The organism is Martinezella lusitana (assembly GCF_016901135.1).
In the GTDB taxonomy this organism is placed as follows: Bacteria; Pseudomonadota; Alphaproteobacteria; order Rhizobiales; family Rhizobiaceae; genus Rhizobium; species Rhizobium lusitanum_D.
In genome coordinates, this window is the sequence record NZ_JAFEVL010000066.1 from 46,941 (window position 1) to 64,260 (window position 17,320).

Sequence of the window (17,320 nt, forward strand, 5' to 3'; positions counted from 1 at the left end):
ACTGCTATTGTGCACCTGTTCGAGTTGGTGGCGAAGAACACTCTCCGGACTGCTCGCATCCCAGATAGCGTCCTCCAGATCGCAGACTTGATCGTCCCTCTGCTGATGAGCACGCTCCGCGCCGGTTGGCATTATCAGCGCGCGATCCGGATCTTCCAGTCCTCGAGCACGTCGCCAAGGGTGCGACGCAGGTCTATTTCCGGCTTCCAGCCCAAGGCTTCGAAGGCCGCCTTGTTATCACCGGCGGCGACGGCAATTTCCGATCCGCGCAACCGCTTCGGATCGACTTCAACTTCGACATCCGATCCCGACAGCTCGATCAGCATATCGAGTATCGACTGAACCTGCACCGGCCGGCCCGACGATAGATTGAAGACTCCACCCAGAACCTCGGATGTCACCTCGTTCAGCGCAGCATCGGCATAGGCGCGCACGACATCGCGAACGTCGAGAAAGTCGCGGTATGCCGAAAGATTCCCGACGCTGATGCGAGGAGCTATGGCACCCGAGGCGATTTCGGCGAGTTGCTTCGCAAAAGCCGGCACGACATAATCGACCGTCTGGCCGGGTCCGGTATGGTTGAACGGACGGAACCGGATCGCTTTCAATCCATCATAGGCAAGTTGGCCGATCAAAATATCGGCTGCCGCCTTCGTCGCGCCGTAGACATTCATCGGCTTGAGCGCTGCGGTTTCCTTTATCGGCACCTTCGCCGCGTCAATGAACGAGGCGCCATAGGCTTCAGAGCTGCCGACGAAGACAAACCGCGCCTCCGACGCATATTCCATCACGGCATAGGCGAGATTCATCGTGCCCTGGAAATTCACATCCCAGGCTCGCTGCGGCATTTTTCGCGCATCCCCCGGGGCGGCGATGGCGGCGAGATGGATGATGGCCGTCGGACGGCAATCGCGGATCAAGGTCGCCACCTGCTCCCGATCCGCAATTTCGGTCTTCCAGTCCGATACATCGCTTTGACCGGCGGTCAGAACGGTCAGCTCCGCACCCAACTCCAGCCGTCGCTTGTTGAGTTCATGCAACAGCCACGAGCCCACGAAGCCGCTCGCGCCTGTTACAAGAATTCGATGTTCCCTCGGCATGAGCTGCCTCGCCATTCGCCAGAAAGTCTTACTTGTCCAACCGCTTGAGGTCGGCCTCGACCATTTCGACAATCATCTCTTCGAGGCTGATTTTCGGCTCCCATCCGAACGTCTTGCGAGCCTTCTCCGGGTTGCCGAGCAGCACATCCACTTCGGCCGGGCGGAAGAGTTGAGGATCGATCACCAGATGATCCTCCATCTTCAGGCCGACATGCTGAAAGGCGATGGCACACATGTCGCGCACGGTCGTTGTACGGCCGGTCGCAATGACATAGTCGTCAGCGACATCCTGCTGCACCATCAGCCACATGGCACGAACATAATCCTTCGAATGCCCCCAATCACGCTTGGCATCGATATTTCCGAGCCGGAGCTCCTTTGCCAGGCCAAGCTTGATGCGAGCGACCGCATCCGTCACCTTGCGCGTGACGAACTCGATGCCGCGAAGCGGAGATTCATGGTTGAAGAGAATGCCGCTCGACGCATGCAGGCCGAAGCTCTCGCGGTAGTTGATCGTGATCCAATGGCCGTAGAGCTTGGCGACCGCATAGGGCGAGCGCGGGTAGAAGGGCGTTTGCTCCGACTGCATCGGCTCCTGAATGAGCCCGTACATTTCCGAGGAAGATGCCTGATAGAAGCGAGCCTCGGGCCGCTCGAGACGGATGGCCTCCAGGACATTCGTCACGCCGAGAGCCGTTACCTGGCCGGTGAGATAGGGCTGCTGCCAGGAGGACTTGACGAAGGATTGAGCGCCGAGATTATAGACTTCGTCCGGCTCAACGTCTTTTACGGTACGGACAAGACCGGAAAGATCCATCAAGTCACCGTCGACGATACGGACGTCTTGCTCGATGCCAAGCCATTGCAGGCGGCTGAGATTGACATCCGAAGTGCTTGAACGACGGGCAAGTCCGTGGACTTCATAACCGTTCTTCAGCAGCAGTTCCGCCAGATAGGCGCCGTCCTGACCCGTAATCCCCGTTACCAGTGCTTTCTTCGCCACTTACATCTCCATTCTCACCACGTTTGACCAACCTGCTTACAGCAAGGTACCGCTCTCTGCCGAACACATAGTCACGTCCGGGTGCCAATTTTTCCAGCGCCATTTAGCCGTTATATAAGCCGATGACAACGACTGGCGGCAAGTTCCCTCATGGCGTGCGTTATTGATAGCAAAAACCACCTATGAGAAAGTCCATACTGCAATCGTTCGATCTATGTCAAAACCTGACTGCGCAACAAGTTTGGGGATCCTGGGGCCGCAGCATTCGTCAGCCGTAACTAAGCACCGAAGACAGGCCGCGTCAGAATAGGCCGAACGAGCTTAGTTGAAGACTTCCGCGATCGAATTTTCCCTAGATGCGCTCGCTCTGGATCGGCAATTCGCCCACCAGTTCGCGATAGAGACCATAATAGGCCAAGCACATTTTCTCCGCGGTGAAATGCGAGAGATAGCGATCGCGGGCCGCAGCACCCATCGCAACAGCCTTTTCCTTGTCCTGCCAGATGCGCTTCATCGCATCCGATAGGGCATCGATGTCATTCGGCGGCACCACGAATCCCGTCTCGTTGTTCAAATTGACGAAACTTGTCCCGGTGCCGATTTCACAGGAAATCATCGGCTTGCCGAACATGGCAGCCTCGACGAGCGACAGGCCGAAAGCCTCCGAACGGAGCGGAGACGGGAAAACCAGCGCCTCACAGAGTTCGAGCAGGGCGATCTTGTCGTGATCCGGCAGGGCGCCGACAAAGTGGACATTGTGGACACCTTGTTCGGCCGACTGCTTCAACTCCGCTTCCATCGGCCCGCTGCCGACGACGACGACGCTTAGGCCGTTCCTCCTTGCCGCCTCCAGCAGGATGTGGACACCCTTGTAATATCTTAGAACGCCGACAAACAGGAGAAAGCGGTCGGAAAAGCGGTTGCGCCACCGCACGCGGGTCGCCTCATCCACCCTTGGATAGTCCGCCTCGTCGAGACCCAAGGGAATGACTGTCGTCTTCGATTCGAACCTTTTCAGGACGTCGCTCGACGCCAGATAGTTGGGGGACGTTGCAACGATACGATCGACACTTTTCAAAAAGCGAGACATCAACGGCTTGTAGAACTGCAGCAGGACTTTCTGCTTCACGATATCGGAATGATAGGTGACGACCGTCGGCTTGTCGGTATGGGCCGCAAGATGGACGATATCCATCACCGGCCAGGGGAAATGATAGTGGACGATGTCAGCCCTGCTGCTCAACTCCCGAAAACGTCCGAACACCTCGCGCGAGAAGCCGGTGGAGGCGAATTCGAAATCGAGTCTGGCCTTGTGAGCCATATGGCCATCGAATTCCACGCTGTTTTCGCTGGGCTTTTTGCTAAGTGACAGAACATCGGACTCGACGCCGTATTTGGCAGTCCCTTTGGCAATCGCGTGGATCGTCCGCTCGACACCACCAAATGTATCGGGCCAATATGTTTTGAAGAAATGTAGAACGCGCATGCTATCCCTGTATCGAAAAGCGATGGCGGCGTCACCTACGGCATCGTTTGGCCTGTCAAAAACACATGACGCGTCGCATTGCCTTGCGTGCATGCCCCGCTGGCGAGCGGCCCGGATATCGTCTCAATCGAATAACTCTGCATCCGCGAGCAATGGCTGGCGTTGATCCTTGGCGGAGAGTGTCGATACGTCGGCGGTTTTCCAGTCGATGGCGATTTGCGGATCGTCCCAGCGAATTCCGCGATCGCTCTCGGGCGCATAATAATCCGTCGTCTTGTAAAGGAATTCGACATGGTCGCTTAGCGTCAGGAACCCATGGGCAAATCCTTCCGGGATCCAAAGCTGGCGTTTGTTTTCCTCCGACAGCAAAACCCCCACCCATTGCCCGAATGTCGGCGAGGACTTCCGGATATCGATAGCGACATCATAGACTTCGCCGACCACGACCCGAACGAGCTTGGCCTGGGCATTCGGCGGCAGCTGATAATGCAGACCGCGCAAGACGCCCTTTCCCGACCGGCTGTGATTGTCCTGCACGAAATCGGCGCGTCGCCCGATCGCCGCCTCGAACTTGGCCTTGCTGAAGCTTTCAAAGAAGAAACCGCGGTCGTCGGCAAATACCGTGGGCTCGATGATCTTGACATCCGGAATGGCGGTATCGATGGCTTTCATTCGTCTTCCTGCTTCGGTTGATCGCATTGCGGAGGCAAGCTGCGGGAGATGTCACGGCGCGGTCAGAATATCCGCTCGCGCAGCATTCCGAGGAGATATTGCCCGTAGCCGTTCTTCTTGAGCGGAAGGGCCAGCGCCTCGACCTGCGATGCATCGATCCAGCCGCTGCGATAGGCGATTTCCTCGGGACAGGCGACTTTCAGGCCCTGTCGGTTTTCGATGGTGGCGATATAGTGACTGGCCTCCAGCATGGATTCATGCGTGCCGGTGTCGAGCCAGGCATAGCCACGCCCCATCGTCTGCACATCCAGTTGTCCGGTGTTCAGATAATGCATGTTGACATCGGTTATTTCCAGTTCGCCGCGCGGCGAAGGGCGTATGGATTTCGCCACGTCGACAACGCCCGCATCATAGAAATAGAGCCCGGTGATGGCATAATTGCTCTTCGGCAGCTCCGGCTTTTCCTCCAGGCTGATCGCCCTGCCCTGCTCATCGAATTCGACCACACCGTAGCGATGCGGATCCTGCACGTGATAGGCAAAGACAGTTGCTCCGGCCTCTTTGTCGCCCGCCTGATGGAGCAGCCCGGAGAAGTCATGTCCGTAGAAAATATTGTCCCCGAGCACCAGGGCGGACGGTGCTCCATCCAGGAATTTCTCGCCGATCAGGAATGCCTGCGCCAGACCATCCGGGCTCGGCTGAACCGCATACTCAAGCTTGATCCCCCACTGGCTGCCATCCTTCAACAGCTGCTCGAAACGGGGCGTGTCCTGCGGCGTCGAGATGATGAGAATTTCTCGGATGCCGGCCAGCATCAAGGTCGTCAGCGGATAGTAGATCATCGGCTTGTCGTAGATCGGCAGGAGCTGCTTGCTGACGGCAAGCGTAACCGGATAGAGGCGAGTGCCCGATCCACCAGCGAGTATGATGCCTTTGCGTGCCTTGTTCATGGTCCAGCGTCTCGTCTCTATCGCGTTCTCGTTCCGTCAGGCCATGGAGGGTGACCACAAGCCTTCATGAGATCTTGCCAGTTTCAATGCGTCGAAGGCTTCAGCCTGTCGATGACGTCCTCGACACCCTCCTGCCAGGCAGGAAGACCGAGGTCGAAGCCATCCATAAGCTTTGTGCAATCCAGTCTCGAATTGTGCGGGCGCTTTGCCGGCGTCGGGTATTCGGCGGTCGGGATAGGCTTGAGCGCGTCGATGGTCAGCGCAAGCTTGACGTTTCTGGCAGACGCCTCGCGGACGATATGCGCCGCATAGCCGTGCCACGACGTGTTGCCTTGCGCGCTGAGATGATAGGTGCCCGACAGATTCGACGCATCCGGGCGGGCGATACGCTCGACGACCGTGCGCGTGACATCGGCGATCAGGGCCGCCGATGTCGGCGCCCCCACCTGGTCGGCAACGATATTCAAGGAGCTGCGCTCTTGCGCGAGCCGAAGGATGGTCTTCAGGAAGTTGTTGCCGTGATGGCCGTAAACCCAGCTCGTCCGCAGGATGAGATGGCGACCGCCGGCCACGCGGACGGCCTCTTCACCCAGCCACTTGCTTTCGCCATAGACCGATTGCGGATTGACCGTATCGCTCTCCACATACGCATTCGCTTTTGTGCCGTCGAAAACATAGTCGGTCGAATAATGCACCAGCCAGGCGCCGTTGTCGGCGGCCCAGCGCGCCAATATCCCCGGCGCCACGGCATTCACGGCCATCGCCTGCTCCGCATCGCTCTCGGCACGATCAACAGCCGTATAGGCGGCCGGATTTACGATGACGCGAGGCCTGTGCGTCTGGAGTGCCGAGAGAATGCTTGCCTCATTGGCAAGATCCATCTCGCCGCGGGTCATGGCCACCACGTCGCCCAGTGCTGCGAGCGAGCGCTGCAATTCGAACCCAACCTGTCCGTTGGCGCCCGTCACCAGAATTACGCTCACAGCTGCACCTCATATTGCTTGCCGACCCATTCGCGATAGGCGCCACTGGTGACGTTTCGCACCCAATCCTGGTTGCCGAGATACCATTCGATCGTCTTGCGAATGCCCGTCTCGAACGTCTCCTCGGGCTTCCAGCCCAGTTCGCGTTCGAGCTTGCGGGCATCGATCGCATAGCGGCGATCGTGACCTGGCCTGTCCTTCACGAAGGCGATCTGATCGCGGTAACGAGTGCCATCGGCCTTTGGCCGCAGCTCATCGAGGATGGCGCAGATGGTATGGACCACGTCCAGATTGGGCTTTTCGTTCCAGCCGCCGACATTGTAGGTCTCGCCGACCCTGCCGGCTTCCAGCACGCGACGAATGGCGCTGCAGTGATCCCTGACATAAAGCCAGTCGCGAATCTGCTGACCGTCGCCATAAATGGGAAGGTTCTTGCCCGAAAGCGCATTCAGGATCACCAGAGGGATCAGCTTTTCCGGAAAGTGATAGGGGCCGTAATTGTTGCTGCAATTCGTCGTCAGCACCGGCAGCCCATAGGTATGATGCCAGGCGCGAACGAGATGATCCGATGCAGCCTTACTGGCCGAATAGGGGCTGTTCGGCTCATAGCGATTGAGCTCGTTGAACGGCGCGTCGTCCTTGGACAGCGTACCGTAGACCTCGTCGGTCGAGACATGGAGGAAGCGGAAGGCCGGCTTCTCGTCGCCTGGCAAGCCATTCCAGTGGCCACGGACCGCTTCCAGCAGATTGAACGTGCCGACGACATTCGTCTGGATGAAATCGCCGGGTCCGTGAATGGATCGGTCGACATGGCTTTCCGCCGCAAAATTGATGACGGCGCGGGGATTGTGGGTCGCAAGCAGCGTATCGACCAGTCTGCGGTCACCGATATCGCCATGCACGAACACGTGACGATTATCGCCGTTCAATCCCCTCAGCGTATCCAGATTGCCGGCATAGGTCAGCTTGTCGAGGTTGATGACCGTTTCATCGTCCCGCCTGAGCCAGTCGAGAATAAAATTCCCGCCAATAAAGCCGACGCCTCCGGAAACCAATATCGTCATTTAATATCCATTTGTGCCGAAAATTTTGTAATAAAACTGCAGCCGAAGCCTGCAGCACGGAGAAATAAACAGCGATGGCAATGTCCCCGCCACCTGAACCCTGCTCGAGCGTATTGGAGAACGGTCGGCAGCGTGCAAAAGATGGCCAGGATCGATCCGCCGGTCTCACCGAGTTACTCTGAGGACGTTGTACGCAGAACCGTCGCCGGAGAACCCCTATGGGCTCGGGCTGGAATCAATTCCATTTGTCGGGAGACAATCATCCCTTCTTGAAATGTTCGCATAGGAATAACGACGCGGCTCTTCATGTGCCGCAGCAATTGGCTAATCAGGCTACCTTATTATCTGGCGATACCACCAAACACAATATATCATGACAAGCAATGGTTGAGAATCGCAAGTCCTTTGAGAAAAATTTTAATCGAACTTCAGCGTGATCCGGAAGCATCAACCGGCTTCGAAAACAACTAGAGCAACCCGGCTCGAGCCAAGGCTGCTAACTCTATTGATTGGAAACCGAGAATTGGCTGGGGAACCTGGACTCGAACCAAGATTAACGGAGTCAGAGTCCGTCGTTCTACCATTGAACTATTCCCCAACGGCCGCCACGTGATGAAATCGTTCGCGGCGAAGGTGGGGCCTCTATAATAGAATTCGCCGCGGATGCAAATAGTTTAACGCGGACAAATGCAAATTTTTGAAAGCGGAAGGCCGAAGTCCAGGATGGCCAGCGAATACGTGCGCTTCCGGCGGATTCTGCGAATATCACCGTCCGCGTCGCCCATAACAGCTGACCAGGGATAACCCAGCGTCTCTCAAGACCAGCATTCTCGGCCGGTTTACCAGCGCAAGATGCGTCGGCCGAGCACATAACCCACCGCGGTCACCATGGCGATCGCGATTGGATACCAGAGCAGGACGAAAAGCGGGCTGTCATCCGTGCAGTTGGATGCATAGAAGGTCGCGGCGATGCCGCTGGCGGCAAGCCCCGCGACAGCGCCGGCCAAACCCGGCCGCTCCGGCGCCCCATGACGCAATGCAAAGAGGAAGCAGGCGAGCGGGCCGATCGACAATAATGGGATGAGCGTCAGGCAAAAGCGGGCATTGTGCCCGATCATCCGTGCGCTCCAGCTGTCGGCCGGCATGACCGCCATCTCCACGGCAGCCGCCACCAGCGCCAATAGCGGCGCTGCCAGAAGCGCCCAACCCCAGACGCGCAAGGACACGCCCGGACGGCCGATACGGAAGACCACCGCGCAGGCCGTCGCGGCGAGAGCGATCGTGACAACGAATTTGAACAGGAAACGGACGGTCTCGATCGCGCTGCCCATATCGGCGCGGAAACCGATCATCGCGAAGAAAATGCCACCGCTGATCAGGATGCCCGCGATGACCGACAGAGCCAGGGCCTTGCCGATCCGCGTGCGGACCGGCGCATCCTGCGCCAAAAGATTGATGAGGTCATCGGTTTTCACTGGTCTCACTCCGGTACAAGGCCGCAAGCACCTTCAAAGCACGATGCAGTGCCACACGCACCGCACCTTCCGTCATCTGCAGCCGATCCGCCGTCTCCCGCACGCTGGTTCCCTCGACGGAAATCGAACGCACGATCGTCTTCTGCGGATCCTTCAATTGTTCCAACATACGATCGACGTCTAACCGATCCAAGGCATCCGTCTGGTCTTCCGCCTCAAGGATATCGATCACGTCATCGATCGGTACGCTCGTATGCCGTCCACGTCGCCTGAGACCGTCGATCAGCTTGTTGCGCACGATCGTCGATATCCACGGGCCGATCGGGCGCGATGCGTCCCAGGTTCCGCGCTTCAGATGGATGGTCAGCAGCACTTCCTGAACCACGTCCTCGGCCTCGCTTACCGGCGCGCCGAACTGTTCGCAACGCCGGCGCGCCATGGCGCGCAGATGCGGCGTCACTGCGGACAGAAAACGATGGTAGGCCTGCACGTCGCCGCTGATGGCGGCACGCATCCAGACTGCCCATTGCTCTTCGCGCGCCGAATGACTCACCCGACATCTCCTCTACGCAGGACCGCAGGCTTTCGTTACCGGCAACGGCCATTCTTTTTCAAGTCTTTTCGGCTTTTAGTCAAAAGCTGCCATGCGGCGGGCAGGTCGGCAAACATATAGCCGGCGCAGAATAATTCGGTGCCACTTAAAAAAATTTCGTACCGCCTGTAACATCACCCCAGGAAGCTCCGTAGACCTTGATGCAAGCCAATGACGGCTCGCACCCATCAAGGAGACAGTCCCATGAAGAACAGCCTCATCACCCTGGCCATTGCCGGTTCGATCGCCTCAGCACTTGCCTCCGTCGCAGTTCCCGCCGCAGCTGCCGACACCAAGGAAAAATGCTATGGCGTCGCCCTCAAGGGTCAAAACGATTGCGCTGCCGGCAAGCATGATTGCGCAGGCAAATCGACCATGAGCTATGATAAGATGTCCTTCAAGCTCGTTCCGACCGGCACCTGCACCTCCATGAAGACCCCGAAGGGCCACGGCACGCTGACCCCGGCTTGACCCTAACCCGGATCACCGATCCAATTACAGGATGTAAGGAGTTTGTCATGAGCAAGATTTCCGCAGTCGCCTTGGCCGCGTCGGTCGCGACGGCAATAACATTGGTCGCCGGCGTCACCACCGCCGCGGCCGCCGACGCCAAGGAAAAATGCTACGGCGTCGCCCTGAAGGGCCAGAATGATTGCGCCGCCGGTCCGGGTACGACCTGCGCCGGTACATCGAAAGTCGATTATCAGCGCAACTCGTGGAAGCTCGTTCCCGCCGGAACCTGCGAAACGATGAAGACGCCGAACGGCCATGGCACCCTGATGCAGGGTCCGGCGCCCGTCTGACCCGAGCGCGGAAACGCAGGGCGGCGCACATTCCGCGCGCGCCGCCCTCCTTCCGAGATCAAGCATATCCAAACGGAGGCTTGCAATGAAACCGTCAGAACTTCCCCGCCGCGCCGGCGTCGGCTTCAAGCCGGAACATTTCGCCGCCATAGATGCCGTAAGCCAGCCCATCGGCTTTTTCGAGGTCCATGCCGAAAACTACATGGGCGCCGGCGGTCCGCCGCACGCTCAGCTCGGCAAGCTGCGTCAGGACTATGCCCTATCCATTCATGGCGTTGGCCTTTCCATCGGCTCGATGCAGCCGCTCGATGCCGATCATCTCGCCCGCCTGAAGATCGTCTGCGACCGCTACGAACCGGAGAGCTTTTCCGAGCATCTCGCGTGGTCGAGCCACGACACGACCTTTCTCAACGATCTCCTGCCTTTGCCCTATACCGAAGCGACCCTCGCCCAGGTTTGCGCCCATATCGATGAAGTGCAGACGCTGCTCGGCCGCCAGATGCTGCTCGAGAATCCGGCTACCTATCTGCTGTTTGAGGAAAGCACGATCGAGGAAGTCGATTTTCTTTACGAAATCGCTCGCCGTACCGGCTGCGGCCTGCTGCTCGACGTCAACAACGTCTTCGTGGCCGCCACCAATCACCGGCTGGATCCGCGCGATTACCTCAAACGTTTTCCGGTACAGTGGGTGCGCGAGATACATCTGAGCGGCCATTCGGAAACCACCGACGATGCCGGCGCGCCGCTTCTGATCGACAGCCACGACACGCCGGTGAAGGATCCGGTCTGGGAACTCTACGAGGAGCTGATCACCCGCACAGGACCGATCGCCAGCCTGGTCGAGTGGGATAACGACGTCCCGGAATGGCCGGTTCTGAGGGCCGAGGCGGAGGCCGCCGGCGCCATCCTGCGGCGCGGCGCCGAACGCCGGGCGGCATGAGGAGGAGTGATGTCTCTCTCGACACAAACCGAATTCGCCGCAGCGCTTGTTGATCCCGACCGGTCCGTTCCTGAGGGCCTCGCGGCCTGGAACGGCCCCCGTCCCGAGCGACGCTTCGGCGTCTACCGCAACAATGTCGCCATCGGCCTGATCGGCGCGCTCGCCTCGCGCTTTCCGGCCGCCGAAAAGATTGTCGGCGCGGAATTCTTCGCCGCCATGGCGCATGAATTCATCCGGCAGCATCCGCCTCAATCGCCGTTGCTGCTGGCTTATGGCGACGACTTTGCCGATTTCGTCGCGATATTCGAACCCGCGCGCGAAATTCCTTACCTGCCCGATGTCATCAGACTGGAGGCTGCGCGCGGCAGGGCCTATCACGCCGCCGACGCAACACCGCTCGACGCCGCCTTGCTGGCAACGGTCGAGCCGGAAGGGCTGGCAAGTTTAAGCTTCGTGCCGCACCCCTCCGCCTCGATCATTCGCTCGGCCTTTCCGGCGGTCACCATTTGGGCGATGAACGTCGGGGAGATCGAGCTGACGGACATAGAGGATTGGAGCGGCGAGGATGCGCTCGTCGTCCGCCCGCAGATGACGGTGGAAGTACACCGCCTGCCGGTCGGTGGCGTCGCCTTTCTCGAAACGCTCGTTGCCGGCGGCGATCTGGGCAGCGCCTTCGAGACGGCTCTCGCTGAAACTGCGGACTTCGATCTTTCCGCCAACCTCGCCGGTGCGCTCGCGGCCGGCGCATTCTCAGCCATTCGCTGAACGCCAGGGAGAACCAACATGCAAGACCAGATGATGACGGCCGCCATGGCCGAACGCGAAACCGTGCCGCAAAGGCTCCACGGCGCCCTCAGGCTTCTCGACCGCATTCCGCATGATCTGATCGCACTCGTTGCGCGCCTGTCGATTGCCGCCGTCTTCTGGCAGTCCGGCCAGACCAAGGTGGAAGGCTGGCATGTGACCGATAATGCCGTCTATCTCTTCCAGACGGAATACAAGCTGCCCTTCGTCGATCCCTGGATCGCCGCCCACATCGCCGCCTTCAGCGAGCATTTCTTTCCCTTTTTGCTGGTGATCGGCCTGGCCAGCCGGCTGTCGGCGCTGGCACTGCTCGGCATGACGCTTGTCATCGAGATATTCGTCTACCCCGACGCCTGGCCGACGCACGGCACATGGGCGACCTGCTTCCTGGTGATCATCGCCGGCGGTCCGGGCCGTATCGCGCTCGACCATTTTATCGCCAAGCGGTTCGGCCGGTCGTCATAATGCCGAAACGACCAGGAGCGCCGGTTGTCGACGGACGGCGCTCCATGATCTGGACAACTCAAGGCCGCCAGCAACCTATCGCAGCACGGGTTCCCCATGGAAGCGGCGCTGCGATGGTCTCGAGACGCCGAAGCCGACTTCCATCATCAAACGCGGCTTCTGCGTGGGGACGGTGCCCATGTGAAAACCGAAGGGATCCTCGACAAAGCCGGAGCCGGCCTTTCCCGTCAGCGTGACAGCGCTCTCTTCTCCATAATAATCGAGCACTTCATCCGCGGGATGACCGACCAGCAGCGTCAGCTGATGTTTCATGCTGCGACGCCTGTGGCTGCCTTTGACGAAGACGTGCGGACCGGTGCCTTCATCCACGTCGACCAGGTTGAAGAAGAACTTCAGCATGCGCCAATCGTCGAGATCGAAATGATATTTGTCGAGCGAAGCCATGCTTCTGTCCACTTCCGAAGCCTGCGTCGGAAAGCTCCACCAGATTCGCGTGGTAATCACCTTCGCCTGCCCGCCAAGATATTGCCGGGCGACGTCGATCAGCAGCGGATCGCGTTGAACCGCGAGGACCGCATCGCAATCGAGCGAACGCTCGAAGAAATGCCCGCTGAGGATCGGACGTCCGAAACGGGCTTCCGCCTCCGTGTGTTCGCCCGCGACGAATTCGAGCTTCCTGTTGAAATTGCCGAAGCAACGGGTGGTCTGGGCGAATTCTGTGATCTCGCGATGAATGTGCTCCGGCAGCATCAGGCCGGAATGAAGCCCATCGGTTCGCAACGCATTGACGACAGCGCTGCGCTCCACCCCGGCGAACATGGAAGCGCCGGAAACGGGAAGCGTGACGGCTTGCCTGGTGGCGAACCAATGCATGCGCCGAAACGGCAATGTTCGCGCCAGCAGGAACATGGGCAACCAGGCTGGATTTTCCCGAAGATCGGTCAGGTAGGTGGGTATCCTAACAGCCATTCGCTTGAAGCGACCGCCTTGCCGGGCGATGGACTCCAAGTCTTTTGCCTGGGGATTGTGCATAGCTATCCTTTCCGCACATGTGCAAAAGCCACGCAACAGGCCCAACATCCTGTTGATGTAATTCTTTGAACATAAACATTTATTCGCTACAGCGGGGGTCTCTGCTGCACTGCGGCAAATAGAAGCCGACGGACCCCGGTCAAGGGGGCGGAAATTCACAATCTTGATTTAAATGGTAGAATTTTCCGCATTGACACGCTGAGATTTCGCAAACATTTGCGAAAGCGCACGGAATGGTTGTTTCTCGCGCCCTCCGGTCCGAAAGCAGCGGAGGTCGATGCATGGACGAGACATTTCATTTGCCGTTGCTTAGGACAATAGCGCTATTAAACACTTAGCAAGCGCACACTGAGCGCAGGATTGAGACCAGGCGGCAACACGGTTTGATGGCTGTTCCGATTTTAACAGTCTTCTAACAGTCACAATCCTGTTCGCATTATTGGCTAAACGAGCGGAAAACGTGAAAGAGGGCCCCCGTATATGACAGAAACGAAGACCGTTGACCCGGCGGACGGGATAGTCGACTTCGATGCCGGCGAAGGCGAAGCCGCAACCGTGGTGGAGATGGACGACTATACCAAAAGCCTCGCCCAGGCGAAGGCCAAGTCCGTCAAGCTCGTCGATGCCATCACCGGCCAGCCGCTGAAGAAGAAGGACGCCGTGCACGTCGATGACCTCCGCCCCTCGCTGGCGGATTTCATGCGGTTGAAACATCCCGCACTTCGCGCCGACGACTATATCAGCCGCAAGGCGATGGACGACTATCGCGCCCAGTATATCGCCGAGCTTTTGACTGACGAGCGCGGCGAGCTTTCGAACCTCGAGGACGAGGTCGTCGAAAGCCTGAAGACGCACGATACGCTGGCCGAAAACATCGAAGAGGATTACGAGGATCACCGCTCCATCGGCGACCGCATGGCCGACATCGTCGCGTCCTTCGGTGGCAGCTGGACCTTCATCATTTCCTTCTGTTTTTTCCTGGCCGTGTGGATGGGCATCAATGCCCTCATGGGCGAAAACAAGGCCTTCGATGCCTATCCGTTCATTCTGCTGAACCTCATTCTTTCGACGATCGCTGCATTGCAGGCTCCGATCATCATGATGAGCCAGCGCCGACAGGAAGCAAAGGACCGGCTGCGCGCGCTCAACGACTACAAGGTCAACCTGAAAGCCGAACTCGAAATCCGCCACCTGCATGAAAAGGTCGACCATCTCCTCAATCGCCAATGGGAGCGGCTCACCGAAATCCAGCAGATCCAGATTGAGATGATGCTGGAACAGGCCAAGGCCGCGACGCGCGCCATGAAGGCCAACAAGGCAGTGAAAGCCAAGACCAGTGCACTGAAGAGCCTCTTCGGCAAGGTCAAGGATCCCGAGCCGGACGATTCGCTGAACTGACGCGACGAAGACCGAAGCGACCATGGCCCTGCCCTCGGCCATGGTTGTGCCGGATAGCCGGCTATTCTCCAAAGTCGGTTCCTGCGGATCTCTATCCCGCAAGATAGTCAACCCAAGCGCGGAACGCGTCACGCCTCCGCTTTGAACGTGCGGCCGAGATCCGGCCCGACGCCGAAATAGTGCCTGAACACGTAGAGAAGCGGGCTCCATCTCGTCGTATCAATATGATTGCTGCCCGGTATGACGACGCCCCTCTGTGCATGAACACGGATCACCTTCGCCTCGATGATCCGGAAAGCCTCGGGCCGGTCCGAGGGCCATTCGCCACCGGGTTCGTGCGACGCCATGATCTCGGCCTCGAATTGAATCGGGCACTCCGCTATGCGCAGCGGCCGGACAAGATCGGCAAACTGAGGGGTAAAGCCGGCGACATCGAACTTGTCGGATTCGAACCGGTATCCGATTTTCTCCTTGTGGGGAGGAACGGGATTGCGACCCGTCGTCGGAGCGATCGCCTCGATCTTCTGCCACAGATCCGGAGAGGGAAAATTCAACACCAGTTGCCGCTCGCGCATGGCGTTTTCCCCACCCTTGCTTGTCGATGTCAGGCCCAGAACGATGCGATCGAAGAGCGCCCAGGCCGACGACATGGGTGAGATATTCGTGGTGCCATCGGGATTGAGACTGGTAACCAGCACGACAGGCGTGCCGACATAGAGCACGCTGGGCTTGATGACGATATGCTCGCGATCGCTCTCCACGGACTTGGATAAGGCTGCGTTCATCAACATTGCAAACTCTCCTTTGAGAGCCGCAGTGTAGCCGAAGAGAAGCATGAATAGTTCGGTCGTGGCCGAACTATGGACATCAGAGAACAGATCGGCCGATGCGGGCGGCGGCAAACATTGCCGGGCCTTCCTCGCGCTTTTGCGTCGATGCGGTCTGACCGCCGCGTAGATCGAGGCGCTATTGCCGGCTAGCCATTTGCCGGCTTAGTTCTGTGTCTTTTACGTTCGAGCGAGACTGGGCGGTGGAAGCACCATGGTATCCTCCACGCTGAGCATGCGCCCGTCTTGCGCGCGCAGTTCCAGTCGTCGCACCGGCAGGCCAGTCTGCTTGTCGACCAGCATCACATGCGGCTCTTCCCGCTCGAAGAAGAATTCCTCTCCCCATTGGCGAAGCGCGACGAGAAGCGGAAACAGGCCGCGCCCCTTCTCGGTCAGCACATATTCCTGATAGGGACTGCCATCCGATGCCGGCACAGTCTCCATGATGCCGTGCGCGACGAGATTGCGCAGCCGGGCCGAAAGAATGTTCTTCGCGAGCCCCAGGCTCTTTTGGAATTCGCCGAAACGGCGCAGGCCGTCGAAGGCATCGCGGATGATCAGCAGCGACCACCAGTCGCCGATCGCATCCAATGGCCGGGCAATTCCGCACATGGAATCCCTGTGACTTACTCTTTTAGCCATCGCGACCTGCCTGCGCTCCATTCCTGCATTCTGGTGATACCGCGCTGTAGGCATGCACAAGTGCCGCCACTACGCCTCACCAATATATCGGTTGCAAACTAAAACCACAAGCGGTACGAAATAGTGGTTTCAAACTAAAACCACATTAGGAGAGCAACCGTGATTCCTTCCGATGCGACTTTCGCCGGCACATTCCCCTTCGCACCCCATTTCACCGATGCACCAGGTTTCCGCATGCATTACGTCGATGAAGGACCGCACGACGGCGAGGTCATCCTCTGCCTTCATGGCGAGCCGACCTGGGGCTATCTCTTCCGTCACCTCATTCCGGCTTTGAGTGAGACGCATCGCGTGGTCGTCCCCGACCACATGGGTTTCGGCAAGAGCGAGACGCCAGCCGACCGTAGCTATTGGCTGCAGGACCATATCGATAATCTCGAGGCCTTCGTGCTTGCGCTCGGCCTCACCGATATCACCCTCGTCATGCATGATTTCGGCGGCCCTGTCGGCATGGGCCTCGCCGCCCGTCATCCGGACCGTATCCGCCGCATCATCTCGGCCAACGGACCGACGCCATTCGGCCAGGCGGATATTCTCGATCGTCTCACAGCAAATGCGGGCGTATCACCATGGTTCCAGTGGATCTCCGGCGCGCATGCAAACGGCACGCTGGAGCCCGTGCTGCAGCATCTCGGCTTCAATATCCTGAGCACCCTCAAACTCAACGGCTTCGAGAACAACACAATTATCACCAACACATGGATTGCCGCCTATGGCGCCCCGTTCGCAAGCCCGGCTGATTGTCTGGGTGCGCTTGGCTGGGCGAAGGGCTTCGCAACAGGCACCCATAGGTTCGAAACGCCCGCCCTCGCGGCCGACCGCGCCATCCGCGGCAAGCCTGCTCTTGCAATATGGGGAGAAGCAGACATCACCCTCCACGCAGACCATTTCCTGCCGCTCTTCTCCGCGATTTTCCCCAAGGCCCCCGTCAGGCGCCTCGCGGGCATCGGGCATTATTGCTTCGAGGATGCCCCGGATGTGGTTGCGGGCTTCATCTCGGACTTCGTTCGTCAGACCTGAGCGC

Annotated in this window: 19 protein-coding genes and 1 tRNA gene; 7 read left to right on the plus strand and 13 right to left on the minus strand. The window is 58.8% G+C overall.

Annotated features, from left to right (window positions below; genetic code table 11):
- Positions 1 to 134: 134 nt before the first annotated feature.
- The 10 genes from JTP94_RS28295 to JTP94_RS28340 form a co-directional block, all read right to left on the minus strand.
- Positions 135 to 1,100: a GDP-mannose 4,6-dehydratase gene (locus tag JTP94_RS28295; RefSeq protein ID WP_204853759.1), complete on the minus strand. Its 966-nt coding sequence runs from the start codon at positions 1,098 to 1,100 to the stop codon at positions 135 to 137.
- A 28-nt stretch (positions 1,101 to 1,128) separates the two neighbouring features.
- Positions 1,129 to 2,103, minus strand: coding sequence for a GDP-mannose 4,6-dehydratase (gmd, locus tag JTP94_RS28300; protein WP_204853760.1), 975 nt, complete (start codon positions 2,101 to 2,103; stop codon positions 1,129 to 1,131).
- Positions 2,104 to 2,455: 352 nt separating this feature from the next.
- Entirely contained in the window at positions 2,456 to 3,589 is a 1,134-nt protein-coding gene (locus JTP94_RS28305) for a glycosyltransferase family 4 protein (protein WP_204853761.1), read from the minus strand.
- A 123-nt stretch (positions 3,590 to 3,712) separates the two neighbouring features.
- Positions 3,713 to 4,261 carry a dTDP-4-dehydrorhamnose 3,5-epimerase gene (rfbC, locus tag JTP94_RS28310; RefSeq protein WP_204853762.1) on the minus strand — a complete coding sequence of 183 codons (549 nt, stop codon included), beginning with the start codon at positions 4,259 to 4,261 and terminating at the stop codon, positions 3,713 to 3,715.
- A 62-nt stretch (positions 4,262 to 4,323) separates the two neighbouring features.
- Positions 4,324 to 5,211 (minus strand): glucose-1-phosphate thymidylyltransferase RfbA, encoded by an 888-nt coding sequence (gene rfbA, locus JTP94_RS28315; protein WP_204853763.1) that lies wholly within the window; start codon positions 5,209 to 5,211, stop codon positions 4,324 to 4,326.
- Between the two features lie 83 nt (positions 5,212 to 5,294).
- Entirely contained in the window at positions 5,295 to 6,194 is a 900-nt protein-coding gene (gene rfbD, locus JTP94_RS28320) for a dTDP-4-dehydrorhamnose reductase (protein WP_204853764.1), read from the minus strand.
- Positions 6,191 to 7,258, minus strand: a complete 1,068-nt coding sequence (gene rfbB, locus JTP94_RS28325; protein ID WP_204853765.1) for a dTDP-glucose 4,6-dehydratase — start codon at positions 7,256 to 7,258, stop codon at positions 6,191 to 6,193. The genes rfbD and rfbB overlap by 4 nt, the downstream gene beginning before the upstream one ends.
- A gap of 524 nt (positions 7,259 to 7,782) precedes the next feature.
- Positions 7,783 to 7,856: transfer RNA gene (locus JTP94_RS28330), tRNA-Gln, on the minus strand.
- A 241-nt stretch (positions 7,857 to 8,097) separates the two neighbouring features.
- Positions 8,098 to 8,733 carry an NrsF family protein gene (locus tag JTP94_RS28335; protein WP_204853766.1) on the minus strand — a complete coding sequence of 212 codons (636 nt, stop codon included), beginning with the start codon at positions 8,731 to 8,733 and terminating at the stop codon, positions 8,098 to 8,100.
- A complete protein-coding gene (locus JTP94_RS28340; RefSeq protein WP_204853767.1) occupies positions 8,720 to 9,286 on the minus strand; it encodes a sigma-70 family RNA polymerase sigma factor in 567 nt (188 codons plus the stop codon). The genes JTP94_RS28335 and JTP94_RS28340 overlap by 14 nt, the downstream gene beginning before the upstream one ends.
- Before the next feature lie 243 nt (positions 9,287 to 9,529).
- On the opposite strand from JTP94_RS28340, the gene JTP94_RS28345 reads away from it, so the two are divergent.
- The 5 genes from JTP94_RS28345 (at position 9,530) to JTP94_RS28365 (ending at position 12,337) form a co-directional block, all read left to right on the plus strand.
- Positions 9,530 to 9,796, plus strand: a complete 267-nt coding sequence (locus JTP94_RS28345; protein ID WP_034510955.1) for a DUF2282 domain-containing protein — start codon at positions 9,530 to 9,532, stop codon at positions 9,794 to 9,796.
- 47 nt (positions 9,797 to 9,843) lie between these two features.
- Positions 9,844 to 10,128 carry a DUF2282 domain-containing protein gene (locus tag JTP94_RS28350; protein WP_204853768.1) on the plus strand — a complete coding sequence of 95 codons (285 nt, stop codon included), beginning with the start codon at positions 9,844 to 9,846 and terminating at the stop codon, positions 10,126 to 10,128.
- Between the two features lie 85 nt (positions 10,129 to 10,213).
- The gene (locus JTP94_RS28355) at positions 10,214 to 11,068 is read left to right on the plus strand and encodes a DUF692 domain-containing protein (protein WP_204853769.1); all 855 of its coding nucleotides are present in this window, start codon (positions 10,214 to 10,216) and stop codon (positions 11,066 to 11,068) included.
- 9 nt (positions 11,069 to 11,077) lie between these two features.
- Positions 11,078 to 11,833, plus strand: a complete 756-nt coding sequence (locus tag JTP94_RS28360) for a DUF2063 domain-containing protein (RefSeq protein ID WP_204853770.1) — start codon at positions 11,078 to 11,080, stop codon at positions 11,831 to 11,833.
- An 18-nt stretch (positions 11,834 to 11,851) separates the two neighbouring features.
- Positions 11,852 to 12,337, plus strand: a complete 486-nt coding sequence (locus tag JTP94_RS28365; RefSeq protein WP_204853771.1) for a DoxX family protein — start codon at positions 11,852 to 11,854, stop codon at positions 12,335 to 12,337.
- 75 nt (positions 12,338 to 12,412) lie between these two features.
- On the opposite strand, the gene JTP94_RS28370 is transcribed toward JTP94_RS28365, so the two are convergent.
- Complete coding sequence (locus JTP94_RS28370; protein WP_204853772.1) at positions 12,413 to 13,369, minus strand: phytanoyl-CoA dioxygenase family protein; 957 nt, start codon at positions 13,367 to 13,369, stop codon at positions 12,413 to 12,415.
- Between the two features lie 480 nt (positions 13,370 to 13,849).
- Between JTP94_RS28370 and JTP94_RS28375 the strand changes: the two genes are divergently transcribed.
- Positions 13,850 to 14,767 (plus strand): DUF1003 domain-containing protein, encoded by a 918-nt coding sequence (locus tag JTP94_RS28375; RefSeq protein ID WP_204853773.1) that lies wholly within the window; start codon positions 13,850 to 13,852, stop codon positions 14,765 to 14,767.
- A gap of 128 nt (positions 14,768 to 14,895) precedes the next feature.
- Here the strand turns inward: JTP94_RS28375 and JTP94_RS28380 are convergent, their stop codons facing one another.
- Together JTP94_RS28380 and JTP94_RS28385 are read right to left on the minus strand one after the other, a co-directional pair.
- Positions 14,896 to 15,558 carry a flavin reductase family protein gene (locus tag JTP94_RS28380; RefSeq protein WP_204853774.1) on the minus strand — a complete coding sequence of 221 codons (663 nt, stop codon included), beginning with the start codon at positions 15,556 to 15,558 and terminating at the stop codon, positions 14,896 to 14,898.
- Positions 15,559 to 15,774: 216 nt separating this feature from the next.
- Positions 15,775 to 16,236, minus strand: a complete 462-nt coding sequence (locus tag JTP94_RS28385) for a winged helix-turn-helix transcriptional regulator (RefSeq protein ID WP_246755394.1) — start codon at positions 16,234 to 16,236, stop codon at positions 15,775 to 15,777.
- A gap of 159 nt (positions 16,237 to 16,395) precedes the next feature.
- Here JTP94_RS28385 and JTP94_RS28390 point away from each other — a divergent pair, with 159 nt between their 5' ends.
- Positions 16,396 to 17,316 carry an alpha/beta fold hydrolase gene (locus JTP94_RS28390; RefSeq protein WP_312038196.1) on the plus strand — a complete coding sequence of 307 codons (921 nt, stop codon included), beginning with the start codon at positions 16,396 to 16,398 and terminating at the stop codon, positions 17,314 to 17,316.
- The last annotated feature ends 4 nt before the right edge of the window (positions 17,317 to 17,320 follow it).

Coding starts and splice junctions, on each gene's coding strand:
- JTP94_RS28370 (WP_204853772.1), bottom strand. CDS start 13,369: ATGCACAATCCCCAGGCAAAAGACTTGGAGTCCATCGCCCGGCAAGGC.
- JTP94_RS28350 (WP_204853768.1), top strand. CDS start 9,844: ATGAGCAAGATTTCCGCAGTCGCCTTGGCCGCGTCGGTCGCGACGGCA.
- JTP94_RS28295 (WP_204853759.1), bottom strand. CDS start 1,100: ATGCCGAGGGAACATCGAATTCTTGTAACAGGCGCGAGCGGCTTCGTG.
- JTP94_RS28365 (WP_204853771.1), top strand. CDS start 11,852: ATGCAAGACCAGATGATGACGGCCGCCATGGCCGAACGCGAAACCGTG.
- JTP94_RS28345 (WP_034510955.1), top strand. CDS start 9,530: ATGAAGAACAGCCTCATCACCCTGGCCATTGCCGGTTCGATCGCCTCA.
- rfbA (WP_204853763.1), bottom strand. CDS start 5,211: ATGAACAAGGCACGCAAAGGCATCATACTCGCTGGTGGATCGGGCACT.
- JTP94_RS28385 (WP_246755394.1), bottom strand. CDS start 16,236: ATGGCTAAAAGAGTAAGTCACAGGGATTCCATGTGCGGAATTGCCCGG.
- JTP94_RS28375 (WP_204853773.1), top strand. CDS start 13,850: ATGACAGAAACGAAGACCGTTGACCCGGCGGACGGGATAGTCGACTTC.
- rfbB (WP_204853765.1), bottom strand. CDS start 7,258: ATGACGATATTGGTTTCCGGAGGCGTCGGCTTTATTGGCGGGAATTTT.
- JTP94_RS28305 (WP_204853761.1), bottom strand. CDS start 3,589: ATGCGCGTTCTACATTTCTTCAAAACATATTGGCCCGATACATTTGGT.
- JTP94_RS28355 (WP_204853769.1), top strand. CDS start 10,214: ATGAAACCGTCAGAACTTCCCCGCCGCGCCGGCGTCGGCTTCAAGCCG.
- JTP94_RS28360 (WP_204853770.1), top strand. CDS start 11,078: ATGTCTCTCTCGACACAAACCGAATTCGCCGCAGCGCTTGTTGATCCC.
- rfbC (WP_204853762.1), bottom strand. CDS start 4,261: ATGAAAGCCATCGATACCGCCATTCCGGATGTCAAGATCATCGAGCCC.
- JTP94_RS28380 (WP_204853774.1), bottom strand. CDS start 15,558: ATGTTGATGAACGCAGCCTTATCCAAGTCCGTGGAGAGCGATCGCGAG.